The organism is Pseudomonas sp. P20 (assembly GCF_016463925.1).
In the GTDB taxonomy this organism is placed as follows: domain Bacteria; phylum Pseudomonadota; class Gammaproteobacteria; order Pseudomonadales; family Pseudomonadaceae; genus Pseudomonas; species Pseudomonas aeruginosa.
The window spans coordinates 36,817-54,017 of sequence record NZ_JAEMVM010000018.1; the positions used below are offsets into that span (position 1 = coordinate 36,817).

18 protein-coding genes are annotated in these 17,201 nt (G+C 66.1%); 9 read left to right on the forward strand and 9 right to left on the reverse strand.

Annotated features, from left to right (window positions below):
• Positions 1-11 precede the first annotated feature (11 nt).
• Positions 12-791, reverse strand: coding sequence for an exodeoxyribonuclease III (locus JHD77_RS22450; RefSeq protein WP_003098313.1), 780 nt, complete (start codon positions 789-791; stop codon positions 12-14).
• An 80-nt stretch (positions 792-871) separates the two neighbouring features.
• On the opposite strand from JHD77_RS22450, the gene pyrE reads away from it, so the two are divergent.
• Together pyrE and JHD77_RS22460 are read left to right on the forward strand one after the other, a co-directional pair.
• Positions 872-1,513, forward strand: a complete 642-nt coding sequence (gene pyrE / locus JHD77_RS22455) for an orotate phosphoribosyltransferase (protein WP_003096586.1) — start codon at positions 872-874, stop codon at positions 1,511-1,513.
• Positions 1,514-1,533: 20 nt separating this feature from the next.
• Positions 1,534-2,151 carry a hypothetical protein gene (locus JHD77_RS22460; protein WP_003161150.1) on the forward strand — a complete coding sequence of 206 codons (618 nt, stop codon included), beginning with the start codon at positions 1,534-1,536 and terminating at the stop codon, positions 2,149-2,151.
• On the opposite strand, the gene JHD77_RS22465 is transcribed toward JHD77_RS22460, so the two are convergent.
• Positions 2,131-2,595 (reverse strand): acyl-CoA thioesterase, encoded by a 465-nt coding sequence (locus JHD77_RS22465; protein WP_003098308.1) that lies wholly within the window; start codon positions 2,593-2,595, stop codon positions 2,131-2,133. The genes JHD77_RS22460 and JHD77_RS22465 overlap by 21 nt on opposite strands.
• A gap of 173 nt (positions 2,596-2,768) precedes the next feature.
• Between JHD77_RS22465 and JHD77_RS22470 the strand changes: the two genes are divergently transcribed.
• The 3 genes from JHD77_RS22470 (at position 2,769) to JHD77_RS22480 (ending at position 5,855) form a co-directional block, all read left to right on the forward strand.
• Positions 2,769-3,158, forward strand: a complete 390-nt coding sequence (locus JHD77_RS22470; RefSeq protein WP_003098306.1) for a c-type cytochrome — start codon at positions 2,769-2,771, stop codon at positions 3,156-3,158.
• Positions 3,159-3,235: 77 nt separating this feature from the next.
• Positions 3,236-4,564: a D-arabinono-1,4-lactone oxidase gene (locus JHD77_RS22475; protein ID WP_003098304.1), complete on the forward strand. Its 1,329-nt coding sequence runs from the start codon at positions 3,236-3,238 to the stop codon at positions 4,562-4,564.
• Between the two features lie 82 nt (positions 4,565-4,646).
• Positions 4,647-5,855 (forward strand): DSD1 family PLP-dependent enzyme, encoded by a 1,209-nt coding sequence (locus tag JHD77_RS22480; RefSeq protein ID WP_073658430.1) that lies wholly within the window; start codon positions 4,647-4,649, stop codon positions 5,853-5,855.
• A gap of 69 nt (positions 5,856-5,924) precedes the next feature.
• Here the strand turns inward: JHD77_RS22480 and JHD77_RS22485 are convergent, their stop codons facing one another.
• Positions 5,925-6,875 (reverse strand): SphA family protein, encoded by a 951-nt coding sequence (locus tag JHD77_RS22485; protein WP_003098300.1) that lies wholly within the window; start codon positions 6,873-6,875, stop codon positions 5,925-5,927.
• Between the two features lie 225 nt (positions 6,876-7,100).
• Between JHD77_RS22485 and sphR the strand changes: the two genes are divergently transcribed.
• Positions 7,101-8,171, forward strand: a complete 1,071-nt coding sequence (gene sphR / locus JHD77_RS22490; protein ID WP_003098298.1) for an AraC family transcriptional regulator SphR — start codon at positions 7,101-7,103, stop codon at positions 8,169-8,171.
• Positions 8,172-8,216: 45 nt separating this feature from the next.
• Here sphR and argB read toward each other — a convergent pair whose 3' ends face one another.
• The 4 genes from argB to coaBC are packed head-to-tail and all read right to left on the reverse strand — an operon-like array spanning position 8,217 to position 13,438.
• Complete coding sequence (gene argB / locus JHD77_RS22495) at positions 8,217-9,122, reverse strand: acetylglutamate kinase (RefSeq protein WP_003096572.1); 906 nt, start codon at positions 9,120-9,122, stop codon at positions 8,217-8,219.
• A 16-nt stretch (positions 9,123-9,138) separates the two neighbouring features.
• Positions 9,139-11,730, reverse strand: a complete 2,592-nt coding sequence (locus tag JHD77_RS22500; protein ID WP_031755388.1) for a phosphomannomutase/phosphoglucomutase — start codon at positions 11,728-11,730, stop codon at positions 9,139-9,141.
• 36 nt (positions 11,731-11,766) lie between these two features.
• Positions 11,767-12,222: a dUTP diphosphatase gene (dut, locus tag JHD77_RS22505; RefSeq protein ID WP_019372296.1), complete on the reverse strand. Its 456-nt coding sequence runs from the start codon at positions 12,220-12,222 to the stop codon at positions 11,767-11,769.
• 7 nt (positions 12,223-12,229) lie between these two features.
• Positions 12,230-13,438 carry a bifunctional phosphopantothenoylcysteine decarboxylase/phosphopantothenate--cysteine ligase CoaBC gene (gene coaBC, locus JHD77_RS22510; protein ID WP_003098292.1) on the reverse strand — a complete coding sequence of 403 codons (1,209 nt, stop codon included), beginning with the start codon at positions 13,436-13,438 and terminating at the stop codon, positions 12,230-12,232.
• 139 nt (positions 13,439-13,577) lie between these two features.
• Between coaBC and radC the strand changes: the two genes are divergently transcribed.
• Positions 13,578-14,252: a RadC family protein gene (gene radC, locus JHD77_RS22515; RefSeq protein ID WP_003096559.1), complete on the forward strand. Its 675-nt coding sequence runs from the start codon at positions 13,578-13,580 to the stop codon at positions 14,250-14,252.
• Between the two features lie 16 nt (positions 14,253-14,268).
• Here radC and JHD77_RS22520 read toward each other — a convergent pair whose 3' ends face one another.
• Entirely contained in the window at positions 14,269-14,817 is a 549-nt protein-coding gene (locus tag JHD77_RS22520) for a hypothetical protein (RefSeq protein WP_003098290.1), read from the reverse strand.
• 25 nt (positions 14,818-14,842) lie between these two features.
• Positions 14,843-16,423, reverse strand: coding sequence for an ABC transporter substrate-binding protein (locus JHD77_RS22525; RefSeq protein ID WP_003098288.1), 1,581 nt, complete (start codon positions 16,421-16,423; stop codon positions 14,843-14,845).
• A 354-nt stretch (positions 16,424-16,777) separates the two neighbouring features.
• On the opposite strand from JHD77_RS22525, the gene rpmB reads away from it, so the two are divergent.
• On the forward strand, positions 16,778-17,014 hold the full coding sequence (gene rpmB / locus JHD77_RS22530) for a 50S ribosomal protein L28 (protein WP_003096556.1): 237 nt from the start codon (positions 16,778-16,780) through the stop codon (positions 17,012-17,014).
• Positions 17,015-17,025: 11 nt separating this feature from the next.
• Entirely contained in the window at positions 17,026-17,181 is a 156-nt protein-coding gene (gene rpmG, locus JHD77_RS22535) for a 50S ribosomal protein L33 (RefSeq protein WP_003096555.1), read from the forward strand.
• Positions 17,182-17,201: the final 20 nt, after the last annotated feature.

A 17,201-nucleotide genomic window follows, 5' to 3' on the forward strand; every position in this document is an offset into this window, starting at 1 on the left:
TCTGACAGGGCTCAGATGCTCAACTGCCAGTCGTAGTCGACTATCAGCGGCGCATGCTGGGAGAAGCGCGGCTGGCGCGGCAGCTTGGCGTTGCGCACGAAGCGGCGCAGGCCGGGGGTCAGCACCTGGTAGTCGAAGCGCCAGCCGAGGTTGAGCATCTCGGCCTGTTCGCTGTCCGGCCACCAACTGAACTGGTCGCCTTCGCGGCTGACTTCGCGCAGGGCGTCGGCATAGCCGAGGTTGCCGAACACTTCGTCCAGCCAGGCCCGTTCGGGCGCGAGGAAGCCCGGCATCTGCTGACATTCGCGCCAGTTCTTCACATCCATCTTCTGATGGGCGACGTACAGCGAGCCGCAGTAGATGTATTCGCGGCGCTTGCGACGCTGCTTGCTCAAGTAATGGGTGAAGTCGTCCATGAACTTGAATTTCTGGTTCAAGCTCTCGTCTCCGCTCTGCCCGGAAGGCAGCAGCAGGGTGGCGATACTCACCTTGTCGAAGTCGGCTTGCAGGTAGCGCCCGTAACGATCGGCCGTTTCGAAACCTAAGCCGCTGATCACAGCTTTGGGCTGCAAACGGCTGTAGAGTGCGACACCGCCCTGTTCGGGTAGCTCGGCATCGCAGGCATAAAGGAAGTAGCCGTCCAGTTGGAAGGACGGGTCATCCAGATCGAAGGCGGAGGCTCGGGTGTCCTGCAAGCAGATCACGTCGGCATTCTGTGCTTGCAGCCAACTGAGCAAACCGCGCTCGGCCGCAGCCTGAATACCATTCACGTTCACACTGATGATCCGCATAAATGGCCCCCAAAATCACGTGCGTGTATGATACCCGAGCTCAAACGGTTTAGCTAAATTCATGCGGCTTGGTGTCATTCATGCAGGCGTATCAGCGCGATTTCATTCGTTTCGCCATCGAGCGCGGGGTTCTGCGCTTCGGTGAGTTCACCCTCAAGTCCGGGCGCACCAGCCCCTATTTCTTCAATGCCGGCCTGTTCGACAGCGGCCTGGCGCTGGCCCGCCTGGGACGCTTCTACGCCGAGGCGGTGATCGACAGCGGAATCGACTTCGACGTCCTGTTCGGCCCGGCCTACAAGGGCATTCCCCTGGCCGCCACCACCGCGGTGGCCCTCGCCGAGCAGCACCAACGCGACCTGCCCTGGTGCTTCAACCGCAAGGAAGCCAAGGACCACGGCGAAGGCGGCACGCTGGTTGGCGCGCCGCTGAGCGGCCGGGTGCTTATCATCGACGACGTGATCACCGCCGGCACCGCGATCCGCGAAGTGATGCAGATCATCGACGCCCAGGGCGCCAGGGCCGCGGGCGTGCTGATCGCGCTGAACCGCCAGGAGCGCGGCAAGGGCGAGCTGTCGGCGATCCAGGAGGTCGAGCGCGACTTCGGCATGCCGGTGGTGAGCATCGTTTCCCTGGAGCAGGTGCTGGAATATCTTGCCGAAGATGCTGAACTGAAGAAGCATCTGCCGGCGGTAGAGGCCTATCGCGCCCAATACGGTATCTGAACCTTTCACAAGGGACTGGCATGGTCGGACAGGATGTAATGCGTTGCCTGATGGCCCTGGGGCTGGTGCTCCAGGGGCTTTCCTTCGGCGCCCAGGCGGCGCCGGGCGGAGCGGTGGAGCTGTACCGCTACGTCAACGACAAGGGCGTGGTGGTGCTCGACCGCCAGGGTGTGCCGCCGCAGTACATCGGCAAGGGCTACCAGGTCCTCAACGACCAGGGCCGGGTTATCCGCACCGTACCGCCGGCGCCGACCGCCGAGGAACTGCGGCAGCGCAAGGCGGCCCAAGCCCAGGCCAGCTCCGATGCGCAGCTGCTGCGCCTGTATTCCAGCCTCGAGGACGTCGACCGCGCTCGCGAACGGCGCCTGGCGGAACTGGACGGGCTGAGCAGCGTGGCGCGCGGCAACCTGCAGTCGCTCAAGCTGCAACAGGCCAACCTGCAAGGCCAGGCGGCCAACCAGGAGCGTGCCGGACGTCCGGTGGCGCAGGCGCTGGTGGACCAGTTGGACGATCTCAAGCAGGAGGAAAAGCGCCTGCAGGGCGAGATCGGGCGTTTCCAGAAGGCCCGCGAAGACGCGGAAAGAACCTATGCCGCCGACCGCGCGCGGCTCTCCCAGCTACTCGGCGTGAGTCCCTGATTCCACTGGCGACTGTCGCTCGAACGCCCTGATCTTCTCGCGCAGCCAGTCCGGCAGGGGCTGGCTCTGTCGCTCGTTCGCATCCGCATAGACGTAGACCAGCTCGCCGACGGTGAGCAACTGCTCGTCGCGCCAGATGCCCAGTTCGAAAACCAGGCTGCTGCGCCCCAGCCGCGCCACGCGGGTGCCGATGTCCAGCCAGTCGTCGAAATGCGCCGGGGCGCGGTATTCCAGGGTGCTCTTCACCGCGAACAGGTCGCCTCCGCCGCGCAGCAGGTCGGCCGGGTAGGACATGCCGAGCTGGCGGTAGTACTCGGTGGTGGCGACGTCGAGATAGGTCAGGTAGTTGCCGTTGAAGACGATGCCCTGCGGATCGACCTCCGCCCAGCGAACCCGCAGGGAATGGAAGAAGGTGTAGTTCTGGCGCTGTGCTGCGCTGCTCATGCCGGCTCCTCGACGCTGCTGCAGACATCGACTCTAGACCGCCATCGCGCGGTGCGAAAGGGCTGGCCGCAGAACCCCCCGTCGCTGGCCCGCATTGCCCTCATCCTCGGGGCGTCGCGGCCTTAGTGTTGTTCGACGAGAACGCACGCCGTGCGCAACGAGAGAGGAACACCATGTCGTCCACGCTCCGCCCCGGACCGGGCAACTCGCGCCTTTGCCGCCCGGGGTTGCTGCTTGCCCTGGGCCTGATGCTGGTGGCCTGCGGAGAATCCACGGAGCCGCCGGCGCGGGCCGCCGATTCCCAGCGTGTCCCTGCGGACCCTGCGTTGGCGCAGGTGTATTCCGCCAGTTGCAAGCTCTGTCACGCCAATCCCGCCTCCGGCGCGCCGCTGACCGGCGATGCCGCTGCCTGGGCGCCACGCCTGGCGCAGGGCATCGACACCCTGCTGGACCACAGCATCAACGGCTACAAGGGCATGCCACCCATGGGCATGTGCATGCAGTGCTCGGAAGAACAGTTCCGGGCTTTGATCGATTTCATGTCCGCAGCGCAGGACCGATAGGGGATACCGGCATGCCAAGTCATCTGTCGCGACGCCAGCTCCTGCAACGGGCGGGAGCGCTCGGTGCGTTCGCCGCCATGGTGGGAAACCCCGCGCTGGCGGAGTTGCTCCGCGCACCGCGCCTGATTCCCTGGCGCAACTGGTCCGGCGCGCAAAGCTGCCTGCCCCTGGCGCGGGAGGCACCGAAAGACCTCGACGAACTGGTCCGGATCATCCGCCAGGCGTCCGGCAGGATCCGCCCGGTGGGCTCCGGGCATTCGTTCAGCGCGTTGGTCCCGACCGACGGCACCCTGCTCTCGCTCGCCTACTTCAGCGGCTTGCTCAGCCACGACAGCGCGACCCTCCAGGCCGAGTTCGGCGGCGGTACGCCGATGTCGCAGATGGGCGCTCCGCTCAAGGAGATCGGCCAGGCGCTGGTGAACATGGCCGATATCGATTACCAGACCCTGGCCGGCGCCATCGCTACTTCCACCCATGGCACCGGGGTCGGCTTCGGTTCCTATTCCGCCCAGGTTCGCGGTCTGCAACTGGTCACCGCGAGCGGCGAGGTGCTCGAGTGCGACGCCAAGCGCAACGTGGAGGTGTTCGATGCCGCGCGGGTCTCGCTGGGGGCGCTGGGCGTCGTGACCCGGGTGCGCCTGCAGAACCGCGCGGCCTACCGCCTGCGTGAACGGCAGTGGATCGCCCGGACCGAAGAATTGCTGGAAGACGTGGAGAAGAATACGCGCGAGAACCAGCACTGGGAGATGCTGGTGGTGACCCATTCCGACTACGCCCTGTCGATCGCCCTCAACGAGACCGACGAGCCGAAGACCCCGCCCCTGGACCCGGCGAAGGAAGGCGGCAACGAGTTCGTCGGCCTGATCGAAGGTCTCGACAAGTACCTCAGCGACTTCCCGGAGACCCGCCGCACCCTGCTCAACAGCCTGCGCCACTTCGCCCGCTTCGACGAGCGGGTCGACGATTCCTATGCGGTCTACGCCAACGTGCGCAACGTGCGCTTCAACGAGATGGAGTATTCGGTCCCCGCCGAGCATGGCCCCGCCTGCCTGCGGGAGATCCTCGCGCTGATCCGCGACAAGGACCTGCGCACCTGGTTTCCCATCGAGTACCGCTATGTGAAGGCCGACGACATTCCCCTGAGCATGTTCGAGGGCCGCGACAGTTGTTCCATTTCCGTGCATCAGCACTACAGCATGGACCACCACAACTTCTTCGCCGCGGTGGAACCGATCTTCTGGAAATACGCCGGGCGGCCGCACTGGGGCAAGCTGCATGGCCTCAACGCGCACCAGTTGCAGGGGCTCTATCCGCGCTGGAAGGCATTCGCCGAGGTGCGCCAGGCGCTGGATCCCCGCGGGCGGTTCCTCAATGCGCACCTCTCTTCCATCCTGGGCGTGACCTGAAAGGAGCGACGCCGTGAATCGACGCAAGTTCATGTTCGCCGGCCTCGGGGCCGGCGCGCTGCTGGCGGGAACTGCCGCCTGGATGCGTCCCGCCGACCGTGGCGGGCCGTACGACGACTATTTCCGCGCGCTGAACCGCGAACTCAAGGCCAATGGCCCGATGTGCCCGGTGCTGCTCATCGACCTCGATCGCCTGGACCACAACATCGATGTGGTGATGCGTTCGGTCCGCCGCGGCGGCAAGCATCTGCGGCTGGTGGAGAAATCGCTGCCTTCGCCCGGCCTGCTGGCGTACATCGCCAGGCGCGCCGGCACCCGGCGGCTGATGTCCTTCCACCAACCGTTCCTCAACCACGACGCGGTCGCTTTTGCGGATGCCGACATCCTCCTCGGCAAGCCGTTGCCGGTGCGTTCGGCGGAACTGTTCTACCGCGAGCACAAGGGTGCGTTCGACCCGGCGCGGCAGCTGCAATGGCTGATCGATACGCCGCAGCGCTTGCGTCAGTACCTGGCGCTGGCCCAGGGGCTGGGTACCCGGATGCGCGTCAACATCGAACTGGACGTCGGCCTGCATCGCGGCGGGGTGGTCGACCAGGCCGCGCTGGGCGAATTGCTGGCGCTGATCGCGGCGCATCCGCAGCACCTGGAGTTCGCTGGTTTCATGGGCTACGACCCCTTCGTCGGAATGGGGGTGCCGGGCATCCTCGGTTCGCCCGAGGAGCTGTTCGCCAAGGTCATGGCGCTCTACCAGGGACATGTCGACTTCACCCGCCAGCGCTTCGCCGCGCTGTGGACACCACAGCTGACCCTGAATACCGCCGGCAGCCCCAGCTATCGCATGCACGAGAAGGAAACGCTGAGCAGCGAGGTCTCGGTGGGCACCGCCATGCTCAAGCCGAGCCACTACGACCTGGCGTCCCTGGCCGAGCATGTGCCGGCCGTCTACATCGCCACGCCGGTACTCAAGAGCACCGGCGCGGTGCAGATCCCGGCGCTGGACGGCAAGTCGCGGCTGTTTTCCTGGTGGGACCCCAACCAGCGCGGCACCTTCTTCATCTACGGCGGCAACTGGATGGCCGACTTCGCCTCGCCCGAGGGACTGCGCAGCAACGGCATCTACGGGCGCAGCTCGAACCAGGAAATGGTCAACGGCTCGCCTTCGGTGGGCCTGGAGGTGGACGACCAGGTCTTCCTGCGGCCGACCCAGAGCGAGTCGGTGCTGCTGCAATTCGGCGACCTGCTGGCGCTGCGCGGCGGGCGGATCGTCGAGCGCTGGCCGGTTTACGCCTAGGACGCCTGGCGCTTTCCTCGTCGATGGCGGCAGCCCGCGGATACCGGGCTGCCGCTTCGTTCCGATGCCTCAGAGTTCGAACGGAATGGTCAGCTTGGCCCAGAGCATGTCGCCCTCGGGGCGGTTCTCCACGTCGAATTCCTTGGCCCAGCGGATCTCCGCGCTGGCGTACTTGAGGAAGGTCAGGTGCACGGCCGGGCCGATGGCGAAGACCTGGCCGCGTACGCCGTCGTCGACTTCCTCGCCGAAACCGAACACCCGTACGGTCTCGCCGTTCTGTTTGTCGTCGGTGGTCTGCTTGAGGTAGTAGCCGTTCAGGCCGAGGCGCAGGTTGTCGGTCACCCGGTAGCTGGCGGAATAGTCGAAATGGAAGATCTGCCCCGAGCGATAGTCGGTGTCGTGGTTTTCCATGTTGAAGCTGTAGGTGGCCTTCAGCGACAGCTCGGTGCGTTCGGTGGGCAGCCAGGTGAAGGAGAACAGCGGCTTGTAGGTGTAGAAGTTGTTGCTGGTGTTGGCCAGCCGCTCGGCATCGTACTTGCCGGTGGGCACGGTGACCTCCACGGCGGCGGCCAGGGTCAGGTCCTTGCCCATGTCCCAGAGGATGATCGGCGCGAAGGTGGTGTCACCCATGCTTTCCCGTTCGTCGCTCAGGCCGAACGCGGCCACCCGTTGGCGGAGATAGGGCTGGGCGATGTAGCCGCCCAGGCGCCCGCCGAAGATCCGCAGCGGGCTCAGGTAGTCCAGGCGAGGGATGATCGCATCCGAGCTGATCTTCACGTCGGATACCTTGCCGCCGAAGGAGCTGATGTTCAGCTTCCTGGCTTCGTAGTGGTTGTAGTAGACGTTGAAGGCGAACATGTGGTCCGGGAGGTTGTCGACGTCCAATGGCAGGGTGAAGAAACCGTCGGTTCCTGGACCTATGTTGTCCACGCCGCCTTCGCTGGCATGGGTGCAGCAGCTGACGGCGAGGGTGACGCAGGCGGCCAGGCGCAGGGGCCTGCGGGGGTGGGTCGGGTTCATGGGCGGGCTCTTATTATTGTTTGGCGTGGCTCGGGGTACGGCATAGGAATAAGCCCTATCGACAGGCCGAGGCAGGGCATTGACGGTCAGCGAGGGGGGGATTTGCGGACACCGTGCAATGCTTTGTTACATCTGTGCGGAACGCTATATGATGGGACGCTCATCCCATGTCGCGATCCACCGCCAGAACAAGAACGAAGCCGAGACCGGCTCAGGATTTCGCCCATGCACAACAATGCCGCCGATGCGCGCTACGAACTCGCCCAGGTATCCACCTTCCTGCTGCAGACGCTGGCCGAGGTGGTCGAAGGCCATGGCGTCGATCCCGCGCGGCTGTGCCGGGGCCTGGGCTTCACCGTCGAAGACCTGCAGGACCCTACCCAGCGCATCTCCTACCGCCAGGCCGTGAGCATGATCCAGCGTGCCCTCCAGGCCCTGCCGGAGCGGGGGCTGGGGCTGTGGGTCGGACACCAGAACGTGCTCGGCACCCTTGGCCTGCTGGGCCATGTGCTGTCGCTGTGCCGTACCCTGCGCGACGCGTTCGACATCGGTGTGCGCTACCAGCACAGCTCGGGCGGGATCGTCACTTCCAGCGTCTACCAGCAGGGCGAAACCTTCTTCGTCGAGGTCGAATGCCACCTGCCCAGCAGTGAGGTGCAGGTGTTCGCCATCGAGGAGTTCTTCGCCAGCCTGCTGGTGTATGGGCGTGCCCTGGTCAGCCCGGCGTTCGAACCGCTGGGCATCGAACTCATCCATGCCGCTCCGCCCTACGCGGGCGAATACCTGCGCCTGCTGGGGCCCCAGGTACGCTTCGGCTGCCTGCACAACCGCATGGCGATCGCCAGCCACTGGCTGGACATGCGCCTGCCCAACCACAACCTGCCGGCGTTGCGCCAGGCGCTGGCCCTGCTGGAGCAGGAAAGCACCCAGGTGCACCGGAAACTCGACTTGGTCCAGGCGGTGGAACGGGCCATCGCCCGCGACCTAAGCCTGGGCAGCCAGATCGAAAGGATTTCCGCCGAACTGAACATGAGCAGCCGCACCCTGCGGCGGCGGCTGGCCGAACACGGGCTGACCTTCGAGGCGTTGCTGGAGCAGGTGCGTCGAGGGCGGGCGATGAGCCTGCTGGGCAACCCCGGGATGTCCATCGAACGTATCACCGAGGAAGTGGGATATCGTGATATCCGCAGTTTCAGGCGCGCGTTCAAGCGCTGGACGGGAGTGAGCCCGGCGACCTTCCGTAGCGAGGGCACGAGCCCGTTGGACCAGGTCTTCACGCTGGCCGCGCGACGCTAATGGAGGAACCGCCATGGCGCGCCGGAGCGCGCCGTGGCGGGCGGATCAGTGACGCTTGCGGTTGCTGATCAGGGTGCCGACGCCGCTGTCGGTGAAGATTTCCAGCAGCACGGCATTCGGCACCCGGCCATCGATGATGTGCGCGCTGGTCACGCCGCCCTGCACCGCTTCCAGGGCGCAGCGGATCTTCGGCAGCATGCCGCCGTAGATGGTGCCGTCGGCGATCAGCTCGTTGACCTGTTCGGTGGACAGCCCGGTCAGCACCTGGCCCTGCTTGTCCATCAGGCCGGCGATGTTGGTCAGCAGCATCAGTTTCTCGGCCTTCAGCGCTTCCGCCACCTTGCCGGCCACCAGGTCGGCGTTGATGTTGTAGGACTCGCCGTTGCTGCCCACGCCGATCGGCGCGATCACCGGAATGAAGTCGCCCTTGACCAGCATGTTCAGCAGCCCGACGTTGACCCCGGTGACTTCGCCCACGTGGCCGATGTCGATGATCTCCGGCTTGGTCATCTCCGGGGTCTGGCGGGTCACGGTGAGCTTCTTCGCGCGGATCAGCTCGGCGTCCTTGCCGGTCAGGCCGATGGCGCTGCCGCCGTGGCGGTTGATCAGGTTGACGATGTCCTTGTTCACCTGGCCGCCGAGGACCATCTCCACCACGTCCATGGTCGCCGCGTCGGTGACGCGCATGCCGTCGATGAAGTGGCTCTCGATCGACAGGCGCTTGAGCAGGTCGCCGATCTGCGGGCCGCCGCCATGCACTACCACCGGGTTGATGCCGACCGCTTTCATCAGCACCACGTCGCGGGCGAAGCCGGCCTTCAGCTCCTCGCTCTCCATGGCGTTGCCGCCGTACTTGATCACCAGCGTCTTGCCGACGAAGCGGCGGATGTAGGGCAGGGCCTCGGAAAGGACCTTGGCAACCTGGGCGGCGTCATCGCGACTCAGGGTCATGGGGAGCTCCGACATGTCAGAAGGGCACGGGCAGCGAGGAATCCACTGCCTTCAGTTGGTTACGGAAGACGGTCTTGATGCGCTCCAGCTCTTCCTCGGTGTCCGCTTCGAAGCGCAGGACCAGCACGGGAGTGGTGTTGGAGGCGCGTACCAGGCCCCAGCCTTTGGGGTAGTCGACCCGCACGCCGTCGAGGGTGGTGATGTTGCCTTCGCCCCATTGGGCGTCGCGTTGCAGCGCCTCGATGATGGCGAACTTGCTGTCCTCGGTGACGGTGATGTTGATTTCCGGGGTGGAAATGTCGCTCGGGAAGGCCGAGAACACGTGCTCGCTGTCACGCTGATCCTGGCTGAGGATTTCCAGCAGGCGGGCGGCGCTGTAGATGCCATCGTCGAAGCCGAACCAGCGCTCCTTGAAGAACACGTGGCCGCTCATCTCGCCAGCCAGCAGGGCGCCGGTTTCCTTCATCTTCTTCTTGATCAGCGAGTGGCCGGTCTTCCACATCACCGGACGGCCGCCGTAGCCGCTGATCAGGGCGATCAGACGGCGGGTGCACTTGACGTCGAAGATGATGTCGGCCCCCGGGTTGCGCGAGACCACGTCCTTGGCGAACAGCATCAGCAGACGGTCCGGATAGATGATGGTACCGGTATTGGTGACCACGCCGACGCGATCGCCGTCGCCGTCGAAGGCCAGGCCCAGGTCGGCGTTCTCGGCCTTGACCTTGGCGATCAGGTCCTTCAGGTTCTCCGGCTTGCCCGGGTCCGGATGGTGGTTCGGGAAGTTGCCGTCGACCTCGCAGTACAGCGGGATCACGCTGCAGCCCAGGGCCTCGATCAACTGCGGGGCGATCACCCCGGCCACGCCGTTGCCGCAGTCGACCACCACCTTCATCGGCTTGGCCATGGCGATGTCGTCGCGGATCTGCTTGAAGTAGCGCGGCAGGATGTCGACCTGCTCTACGCTGCCGACGCCGGATGCCAGGTCGTTTTTCTCGATGCGCTCGCGCAGGGCCTGGATCTGCTCGTTGGCCAGGGTCTCGCCGGCGACCACGATCTTGAAGCCGTTGTAGTCCGGCGGGTTGTGGCTGCCGGTCAGCATCACCCCGGACTTGCCCTCGAGCACGTTGGCCGCGTAGTACAGCACCGGGGTAGGCACCATGCCCACGTCGCTGACCTGGCAACCGCAGTCCACCAGGCCCTGGATCAGCTGCTTGACCAGCTCGGGACCGGACAGGCGGCCATCGCGGCCGACAGCGACGCACGGTTCGCCGCGGGCGAGGCTTTCCGAGCCGATGGCGCGACCGATCCAGTAGGCGGTCTCGGCGGTGAGGGTATCGCCTACCACGCCACGGATGTCGTAGGCGCGGAAGATGCTGGCGGGCAGCGTCGGTGCTTTTGCAGTGCTCATGATGGGGGTTTGCTCCAATCCCAGGAGGTCCTGGTCTTCATCGAGAATGTCGATATCCAGAATGTCGGTGTTCTGGAACAACGGATCTGCCAATGCCGGCTCCTCGCGAGGAGGCGCTTTCGCCACCGGCGCTGCCTTGGCAGGGCTGGGCACGCTGGTCGGCTCCGGCTTGCGCCGCGGCTGGCGGGCCAATGCCTGGATCAGCGGGGCGAAGCCCGGCAGGCTAGGCACAGGGGGTTTGGCAGTGCGTTGCCCGCCGAGTTCCTGAAGATACTGACCGAGGGTCAGGACATCCTGGTGCAGGCGGCGCAACAGCGACGAACGGGTGAGGTAGGCGCCGAGGATGCCGCCGAGCAGGGCCAGCAGCGCCGCGAGTGCCAGCAGCAGCGGCGAGGCCTGGGTCGAGGCGACGCTGCCGGGCGTGTAGTTCAGTTTCCAGTTCGGATTGCCGCTGTCCAGCGCTTGCGCACCCTTGCCCGGCGCCGGCATACCGCGTTGCAGCAGCACCTGGGCCGGTGCGCCGGAGAACTGCTGGACCAGTTGCACCTGGCCGGCATCGCCCGGCAAGGGCGGCAGGGCGCGCAGCAGCCGTTGCAGGTCGACCGCCAGCAGCAGCGTGCCTTGCAGGCTCTGGTCGGCGCCGCGCACCGGCGCGGCGCTGTACAGCAGCCAGCGCTGGCCGACCTTGTAGGCTTCGGCGGCGACGTTCTGGCCACTTTCCACCCGGTGCAGGATATCCAGGGCGGCGAAGCTGACCGGGCCGGGGCTGTCGTTGTCCTGGGTGGCCTGACCGGGCGCGTTCAGGTGGGCATCGACCACGCCGTCCCAGGCCAGCAGGCTGCGCTGGGCGGCCTCGATGCGGGCGGCGTCGCCGCTTTGCAGGGCTTCGAGGGCGAGGGGGCTGGCCGCGGCGGCGCGGGTGTCGGCGGCGAGTTGCTGCAAGGCCTGGCGCAAGGCGCCGGCCTGGCCTTCGGCCCAGGCCGCGTCCAACTGGCGCTGCTGTGCCTCACCGGCGCCGCCGAAGACGCCGAACCAGAGCAGGGCGCCGGCGGCCGCCACGCCCAGCAGGCTGGCGCCTATGCCGGGCAGCAGGTCCTTGCCGTCAGCGCGTTCGGACGCTGCCTTGCGCGGCTTCTTTTCCGGTTCGAGCAGGTCGCCCAACTCGTTCCCATCCTTGGCGGTGCGCTGGAAAAGCTTCATGCCGCGTCTCCTCGGCGTCTCGTCCTGTGTTCGGGGTCAGTGGCTGCCGGAATGGCCGAAGCCGCCGGCGCCGCGCTGGCTTTCGTCGAACTGCTCGACCAGCTCGAAATGCGCCTGCACCACCGGCACCAGTACCAACTGCGCGATGCGCTCGCCGACGGCGATGGTGAACGGCGACTCGCCGCGGTTCCAGCAGGACACCATCAGCTCGCCCTGGTAGTCCGAGTCGATCAGGCCGACCAGGTTGCCCAGCACGATGCCGTGCTTGTGGCCCAGGCCGGAGCGCGGCAGAACCAGGGCGGCGAGGCCGGGATCGGCGATGTAGATGGACAGGCCGGTGGGAATCAGCAGGGTCTGGCCCGGGCCGAGGACGCTGTCTTCCTTGAGCATGGCGCGCAGGTCGAGGCCGGCCGAGCCCGGCGTGGCGTACTGCGGGAGCGGGAAGTCGGAGCCCAGGCGGGGGTCGAGGATCTTGGCTTGGAGAGAGTGCATCAGTAACTCATTGCTGGTTGAGGCGGTCGGCGATGAAGGCGATCAGCTGGCGAGCGATCTTGCCCTTGCTGGTCTGGGCGAAGGTGCTCGGATGCAGGTCGCGGTCGATCACCGTGATCGCGTTCTCGTCGCTGTTGAAGCCGATCGAGGGGTTGGCCACGTCGTTGGCGACGATCAGGTCGAGGTTCTTGTCCTTCAGCTTGCGTGCAGCATAGTCCAGCAGGTTTTCGGTTTCTGCGGCGAAGCCCACGCTGAAGGGACGATCCTCGCGCTGTGCGAGGGTGGCGAGAATGTCGGGATTGCGCACCAGCTGCAAGAGCAAGCCCTCGCCGCTGGTAGGGTCTTTCTTCAGTTTGTGCGCGGCGACCACTTCCGGGCGGTAGTCGGCGACCGCCGCGGAGGCGATCAGCAGGTCGCAGGGCATCGCCGCCTCGCAGGCGGCCAGCATGTCGCGGGCGCTGACCACGTCGACGCGCTGCACCCGGTCGGGCGTCGGCAGGTGCACCGGGCCGGTGACCAGGGTCACTCGTGCGCCGGCTTCCACCGCCGCCTCGGCGAGGGCGAAGCCCATCTTTCCGGAACTGTGGTTGGTGATGTAGCGCACCGGGTCGATGTTTTCCTGGGTCGGGCCGGCGGTAATCAGCACATGCACGCCGGTCAGCGCCTGGCGCTGGAAGCAGTCGGCGGCGCGCTGCGCCAGTTCCTCGGCTTCGAGCATGCGCCCGAGGCCGACGTCGCCGCAGGCCTGGCTGCCCGCTGCCGGACCGAACAGGTGGAAGCCGCGCTGGCGCAGCAGCTCGGCGTTGGCCTGGGTCGCGGTGTCGCGCCACATGGCCTGGTTCATCGCCGGTGCCAGGGCGATTTGCGCGTCGGTGGCCAGCACCAGGGTGGTCAGCAGGTCGTTGGCCACGCCCTGGACCAGGCGCGCCATGAGGTCGGCGGTAGCCGGTGCGATCAGCACCAGATCGGCCCAGCGGGCCAGTTCGATGTGGCCCATCGCGGCTTCCGCCGCCGGGTCCAGCAGATCGGTATGCACCGGATGGCCGGACAACGCCTGGAGGGTCAGGGGCGTGATGAACTCGCGGCCGCCCTGGGTCATCACCACTCGGACTTCAGCGCCCTGGTCGCGCAGGCGGCGGACCAGTTCGGCGCTCTTGTAGGCGGCAATGCCGCCGCCCACGCCGAGGACGATGCGTTTCCGATAGAGCCGCTGCATAGGCTTGCCTTAATAAGGAAATGGATGACATGCGCTTCGGCAAACGCGCCTCCCCAGGTCGTCTGCCGCGCAAAAAGGATGGGCTAAGATAGCACAGCGTCCGCACGGGAACAGCGGGCGGGCTCGATGGGGAAAGCGAATGAGCATCCGCGATTGGCCCGAAGCCGAACGGCCTCGGGAGAAGCTTCTGGAGCAGGGCGCGGCGGCCCTTTCCGATGCCGAGCTGTTGGCGATCTTCCTGCGTACGGGAGTGACCGGTTGCAGTGCGGTCGAGCTGTCGCGGCGGCTGTTGAGCGAGTTCGGCGGGCTGCGTGCCCTGCTCGAGGCGGACCTCGCCTCGTTCTGCGGCCATCTCGGGCTCGGCGTGGCCAAGTATGCGCAATTGCAGGCCGTGCTGGAGATGGGCCGGCGCCACCTGGCCGAGCGCCTGCGTCGCGATTCGATACTGGAGAGCCCGCAGGCGGTGCGCGACTATCTCAAGGCGCGCCTGCGCCACGAGCAGCACGAGGTGTTCGCCTGCCTGTTCCTCGACACGAGGCACCGGGTCCTGGCGTTCGAGGTGCTGTTCCAGGGCAGCATCGATGGCGCCAGCGTCTACCCGCGCCAGGTGGTCAAGCGCACCCTGGCGCACAACGCGGCGGCGCTGATCCTGACCCATAACCACCCCTCCGGCGACGCCCGTCCGAGTCTCGCCGACCGCCAACTCACTGCGCGCCTCAAGGAAGCCTTGGCGCTCATCGACGTGCGGGTGCTCGACCACTTCATCATCGGCGACGGCGAGCCGCTGTCGCTGGCCGAATACGGTTGGCTGTGAGCGTTCGACGAAGGGCTCAGCCCAGGCGCCGCTCGATGCCCGCCAGCAGGCGCCGGCGGATCAGCCCGCTGACCGGGCGGATCGCCAACCAGTAGGGGGTGAAGCGCAGGCGGCTGGCGCGATCGGGGCAGAACACTCGGGTTTCCGTGTGCAGCAGGGTACCGCTGGCGCTGGGCGTGCAACGGAAACACAGCACGAGCTTGGCCACTCCGGGCTGGTCGTAGCAGCGGAAATGCTCGCCGTCCGCGATGCGTTCCAGGGCGAAGTCGGCGCGCCAGAAGCGGCCGACCAGGCCGTAGGCGATGGCCTGGTCGGCGCGGCGCTCCAGGCGGGTGAACTCATGCAGGCCGAAGCGTGGGCGGCCGGCCAGGTCGTTGCGCCGGCCCAGCAGGCCGGCCAGCCTTCCCGGCGCTTCGCGCAGGACGAGGAAGGCGCGCACCAGCGGGTCGTCGAAGCGCAGCAGGTCTTCCACCGCGTCGAGTACCGCTGCGGCCGGCGCGTCGATCAGCCGCTGGTGGTGTTCGCTGAACTGCCAATGCGGCAGGTAGAGACGGTCGAGATCCATCGCTGGGTTCTCCCGGGCGTGGCCTTCAGCGTTTCACGGCGACCCGAGAGAAATCCTGGCGACCGAACGGATTGACCTGGTAGCCCTGCACCTCCTGGCGGGTAAGGGCGAAGGCGGTCGGGTGGGCCAGGGGCAGCCAGAGCGCCTGTTCGTGGATCAGTTTCTGCGCCTGGTGGTACAGGCCGGTGCGTTGTTCCTGGCTGCTGGCGGCCTTGCCGTCGGCAATCAGCTTGTCCAGGCCGGGGTCGCAATAGCGCGCGAAGTTGAGCCCCGACTTGACGCTGGCGCAGCTGAATTGCGGAGTGAGGAAGTTGTCCGGATCGCCGTTGTCGCCTGCCCAACCCATGAACAGCAGGTCGTGTTCGCCGTTCTTGGCGCGACGGATCAACTCGCCCCATTCGATGACGCGGATGTTGGCCTTGATCCCGGCCTCCGCCAGGTCGGCCTGGAGCAGTTGGGCGCCGAGGCTCGGGTTGGGGTTGAGCAGGCTGCCGGACGGGCGGGTCCAGATGTTCAGCTCGGGAAGCTGCTTGCCGGCCAGCAGCTTGCGCGCCTGTTCGGGGGCGTGCGGGTAGGCGGGAATATCCCTGGCATAGCTCCAGGTGTTCGGCGGATAGATGCCGGTGGCGGCACTGGCGCTGCCTTCGAATACCGCCTGCAGGTAGCTGGTGCGGTCGAAGGCCAGGTTGATCGCCTGGCGCACCTTGGGATCGTCCAGCGGCGGATGCTGGGTATTGAGGGCGACGAAGGCGGTCATGAAGGCCGGCGTCTGCTCGACCTTCAGGCTGGCGTCCTTGCGCGCGCTCTCCACGTCCAGCGGCTTCGGCGACAGGGCGATCTGGCATTCGCCGCGGCGCAACTTCTGCAGGCGCACGTTGGCGTCCGGGGTGATGGCGAAGATCAGCGCGTCGACCGCCGGCTTGCCGGCGAAGTACTCGGGGTTGGCGGCGTAGCGCACCACCGCGTCCTTCTGGAAGCGCTTGAACACGAACGGGCCGCTGCCGATCGGCTCGGCGTTGAGCTTTTCCGGGGTTCCGGCCTTCATCAACTGGTCGGCGTATTCCGCCGAATAGATGGAGGCGAAGCCCATGCTCAGCATCGGCAGGAAGGTCGCGTCGGGGTGGTCGAGAACGAACAGCACCTGGTGGTCGCCGCTTTTCTCCACCCGCTTGATCAGCTCCGGCAGTTGCATCGACTGGGCGTGCGGGAAGCCGTTCTGCGCCACCTTGTGCCAGGGATTGGCCGGATCGAGCATGCGCTGGAAGCTGAACACCACGTCGTCGGCGTCGAGCGTACGGCTCGGCTTGAAGTAGGCGGTGCTGTGGAAGTGCACACCCTGGCGCAGGTCGAAGCGATAGCTCAGGCCGTCGTCGGACACCGACCAGCGCTCGGCCAGCGAGGGCACCACCGTCCCCTTGCCGGCGTCGAACTCGACCAGGCGATTCATCAGCACATCGGCCGAGGCGTTGGTGGTGGTCAGCGAGTTGTACTGGACCACGTCGAAGCCCTCGGGGCTGGCTTCGGTGCACACGCTCAAGGCGGCAGCGGCGGCGGGCTGGGCGAGCAGCAGGGGGGCGAGGAACAGGGAGAAAGCGGCGAGGCGCATGACGGGCTCCATTCGAACGGTTAACATGCCCATCCGCAGCGGTTGGGCGCAGTCATGCAAGGCCGTTGGCGACCTTGAATCGCTACCCTAGACCATGCGGCGGGCAGCGACAACGAGGCAAGGCGACGAACGGCCGCGGTGCGAAGCCCGCAGTGAGGCGGGCCGCGGCTGCGCCATGGTCTTCACCCTTGCGGCGCGGGGCGCCTTTCTGATATAAAGCTGCGCTCTTTTCTGGGGCCACGCTCTCCTTCGTCGGGATGCAGCGGGTAAGACCCCGGTGAAACTGAGTATCGAACTTGAGTTAAAGCAGCCAACCCATGCCGGGTTGGGCATGAGGTTATAGAGGGCTGAGGCATGTCTAGAGTCTGTCAAGTAACCGGTAAGGGTCCGGTTACCGGGAATAACATTTCCCACGCACACAACAAAACCCGCCGCCGTTTCCTGCCGAACCTGCAGCACCACCGTTTCTGGGTCGAGTCCGAGAAGCGCTTCGTACGTCTGCGCGTTTCCGCCAAGGGCATGCGTATCATCGACAAGCGTGGCATCGAGGCCGTCCTGGCTGACCTGCGTGCCCGCGGCGAAAAATTCTAAGGAGCTGAATCATGCGTGAATTGATTCGTCTGGTGTCCAGCGCCGGTACCGGCCACTTCTACACCACCGACAAGAACAAGCGTACCAAGCCTGAGAAGATCGAGATCAAGAAGTACGATCCGGTTGTTCGTCAGCACGTGATCTACAAGGAAGCCAAGATCAAGTAATTGATCCGGCACCTTGCGAA

Coding starts and splice junctions, on each gene's coding strand:
- JHD77_RS22450 (WP_003098313.1), bottom strand. CDS start 791: ATGCGGATCATCAGTGTGAACGTGAATGGTATTCAGGCTGCGGCCGAG.
- pyrE (WP_003096586.1), top strand. CDS start 872: ATGCAGGCGTATCAGCGCGATTTCATTCGTTTCGCCATCGAGCGCGGG.
- JHD77_RS22460 (WP_003161150.1), top strand. CDS start 1,534: ATGGTCGGACAGGATGTAATGCGTTGCCTGATGGCCCTGGGGCTGGTG.
- JHD77_RS22465 (WP_003098308.1), bottom strand. CDS start 2,595: ATGAGCAGCGCAGCACAGCGCCAGAACTACACCTTCTTCCATTCCCTG.
- JHD77_RS22470 (WP_003098306.1), top strand. CDS start 2,769: ATGTCGTCCACGCTCCGCCCCGGACCGGGCAACTCGCGCCTTTGCCGC.
- JHD77_RS22475 (WP_003098304.1), top strand. CDS start 3,236: ATGGTGGGAAACCCCGCGCTGGCGGAGTTGCTCCGCGCACCGCGCCTG.
- JHD77_RS22480 (WP_073658430.1), top strand. CDS start 4,647: ATGCGTCCCGCCGACCGTGGCGGGCCGTACGACGACTATTTCCGCGCG.
- JHD77_RS22485 (WP_003098300.1), bottom strand. CDS start 6,875: ATGAACCCGACCCACCCCCGCAGGCCCCTGCGCCTGGCCGCCTGCGTC.
- sphR (WP_003098298.1), top strand. CDS start 7,101: ATGCACAACAATGCCGCCGATGCGCGCTACGAACTCGCCCAGGTATCC.
- argB (WP_003096572.1), bottom strand. CDS start 9,122: ATGACCCTGAGTCGCGATGACGCCGCCCAGGTTGCCAAGGTCCTTTCC.
- JHD77_RS22500 (WP_031755388.1), bottom strand. CDS start 11,730: ATGAAGCTTTTCCAGCGCACCGCCAAGGATGGGAACGAGTTGGGCGAC.
- dut (WP_019372296.1), bottom strand. CDS start 12,222: ATGCACTCTCTCCAAGCCAAGATCCTCGACCCCCGCCTGGGCTCCGAC.
- coaBC (WP_003098292.1), bottom strand. CDS start 13,438: ATGCAGCGGCTCTATCGGAAACGCATCGTCCTCGGCGTGGGCGGCGGC.
- radC (WP_003096559.1), top strand. CDS start 13,578: ATGAGCATCCGCGATTGGCCCGAAGCCGAACGGCCTCGGGAGAAGCTT.
- JHD77_RS22520 (WP_003098290.1), bottom strand. CDS start 14,817: ATGGATCTCGACCGTCTCTACCTGCCGCATTGGCAGTTCAGCGAACAC.
- JHD77_RS22525 (WP_003098288.1), bottom strand. CDS start 16,423: ATGCGCCTCGCCGCTTTCTCCCTGTTCCTCGCCCCCCTGCTGCTCGCC.
- rpmB (WP_003096556.1), top strand. CDS start 16,778: ATGTCTAGAGTCTGTCAAGTAACCGGTAAGGGTCCGGTTACCGGGAAT.
- rpmG (WP_003096555.1), top strand. CDS start 17,026: ATGCGTGAATTGATTCGTCTGGTGTCCAGCGCCGGTACCGGCCACTTC.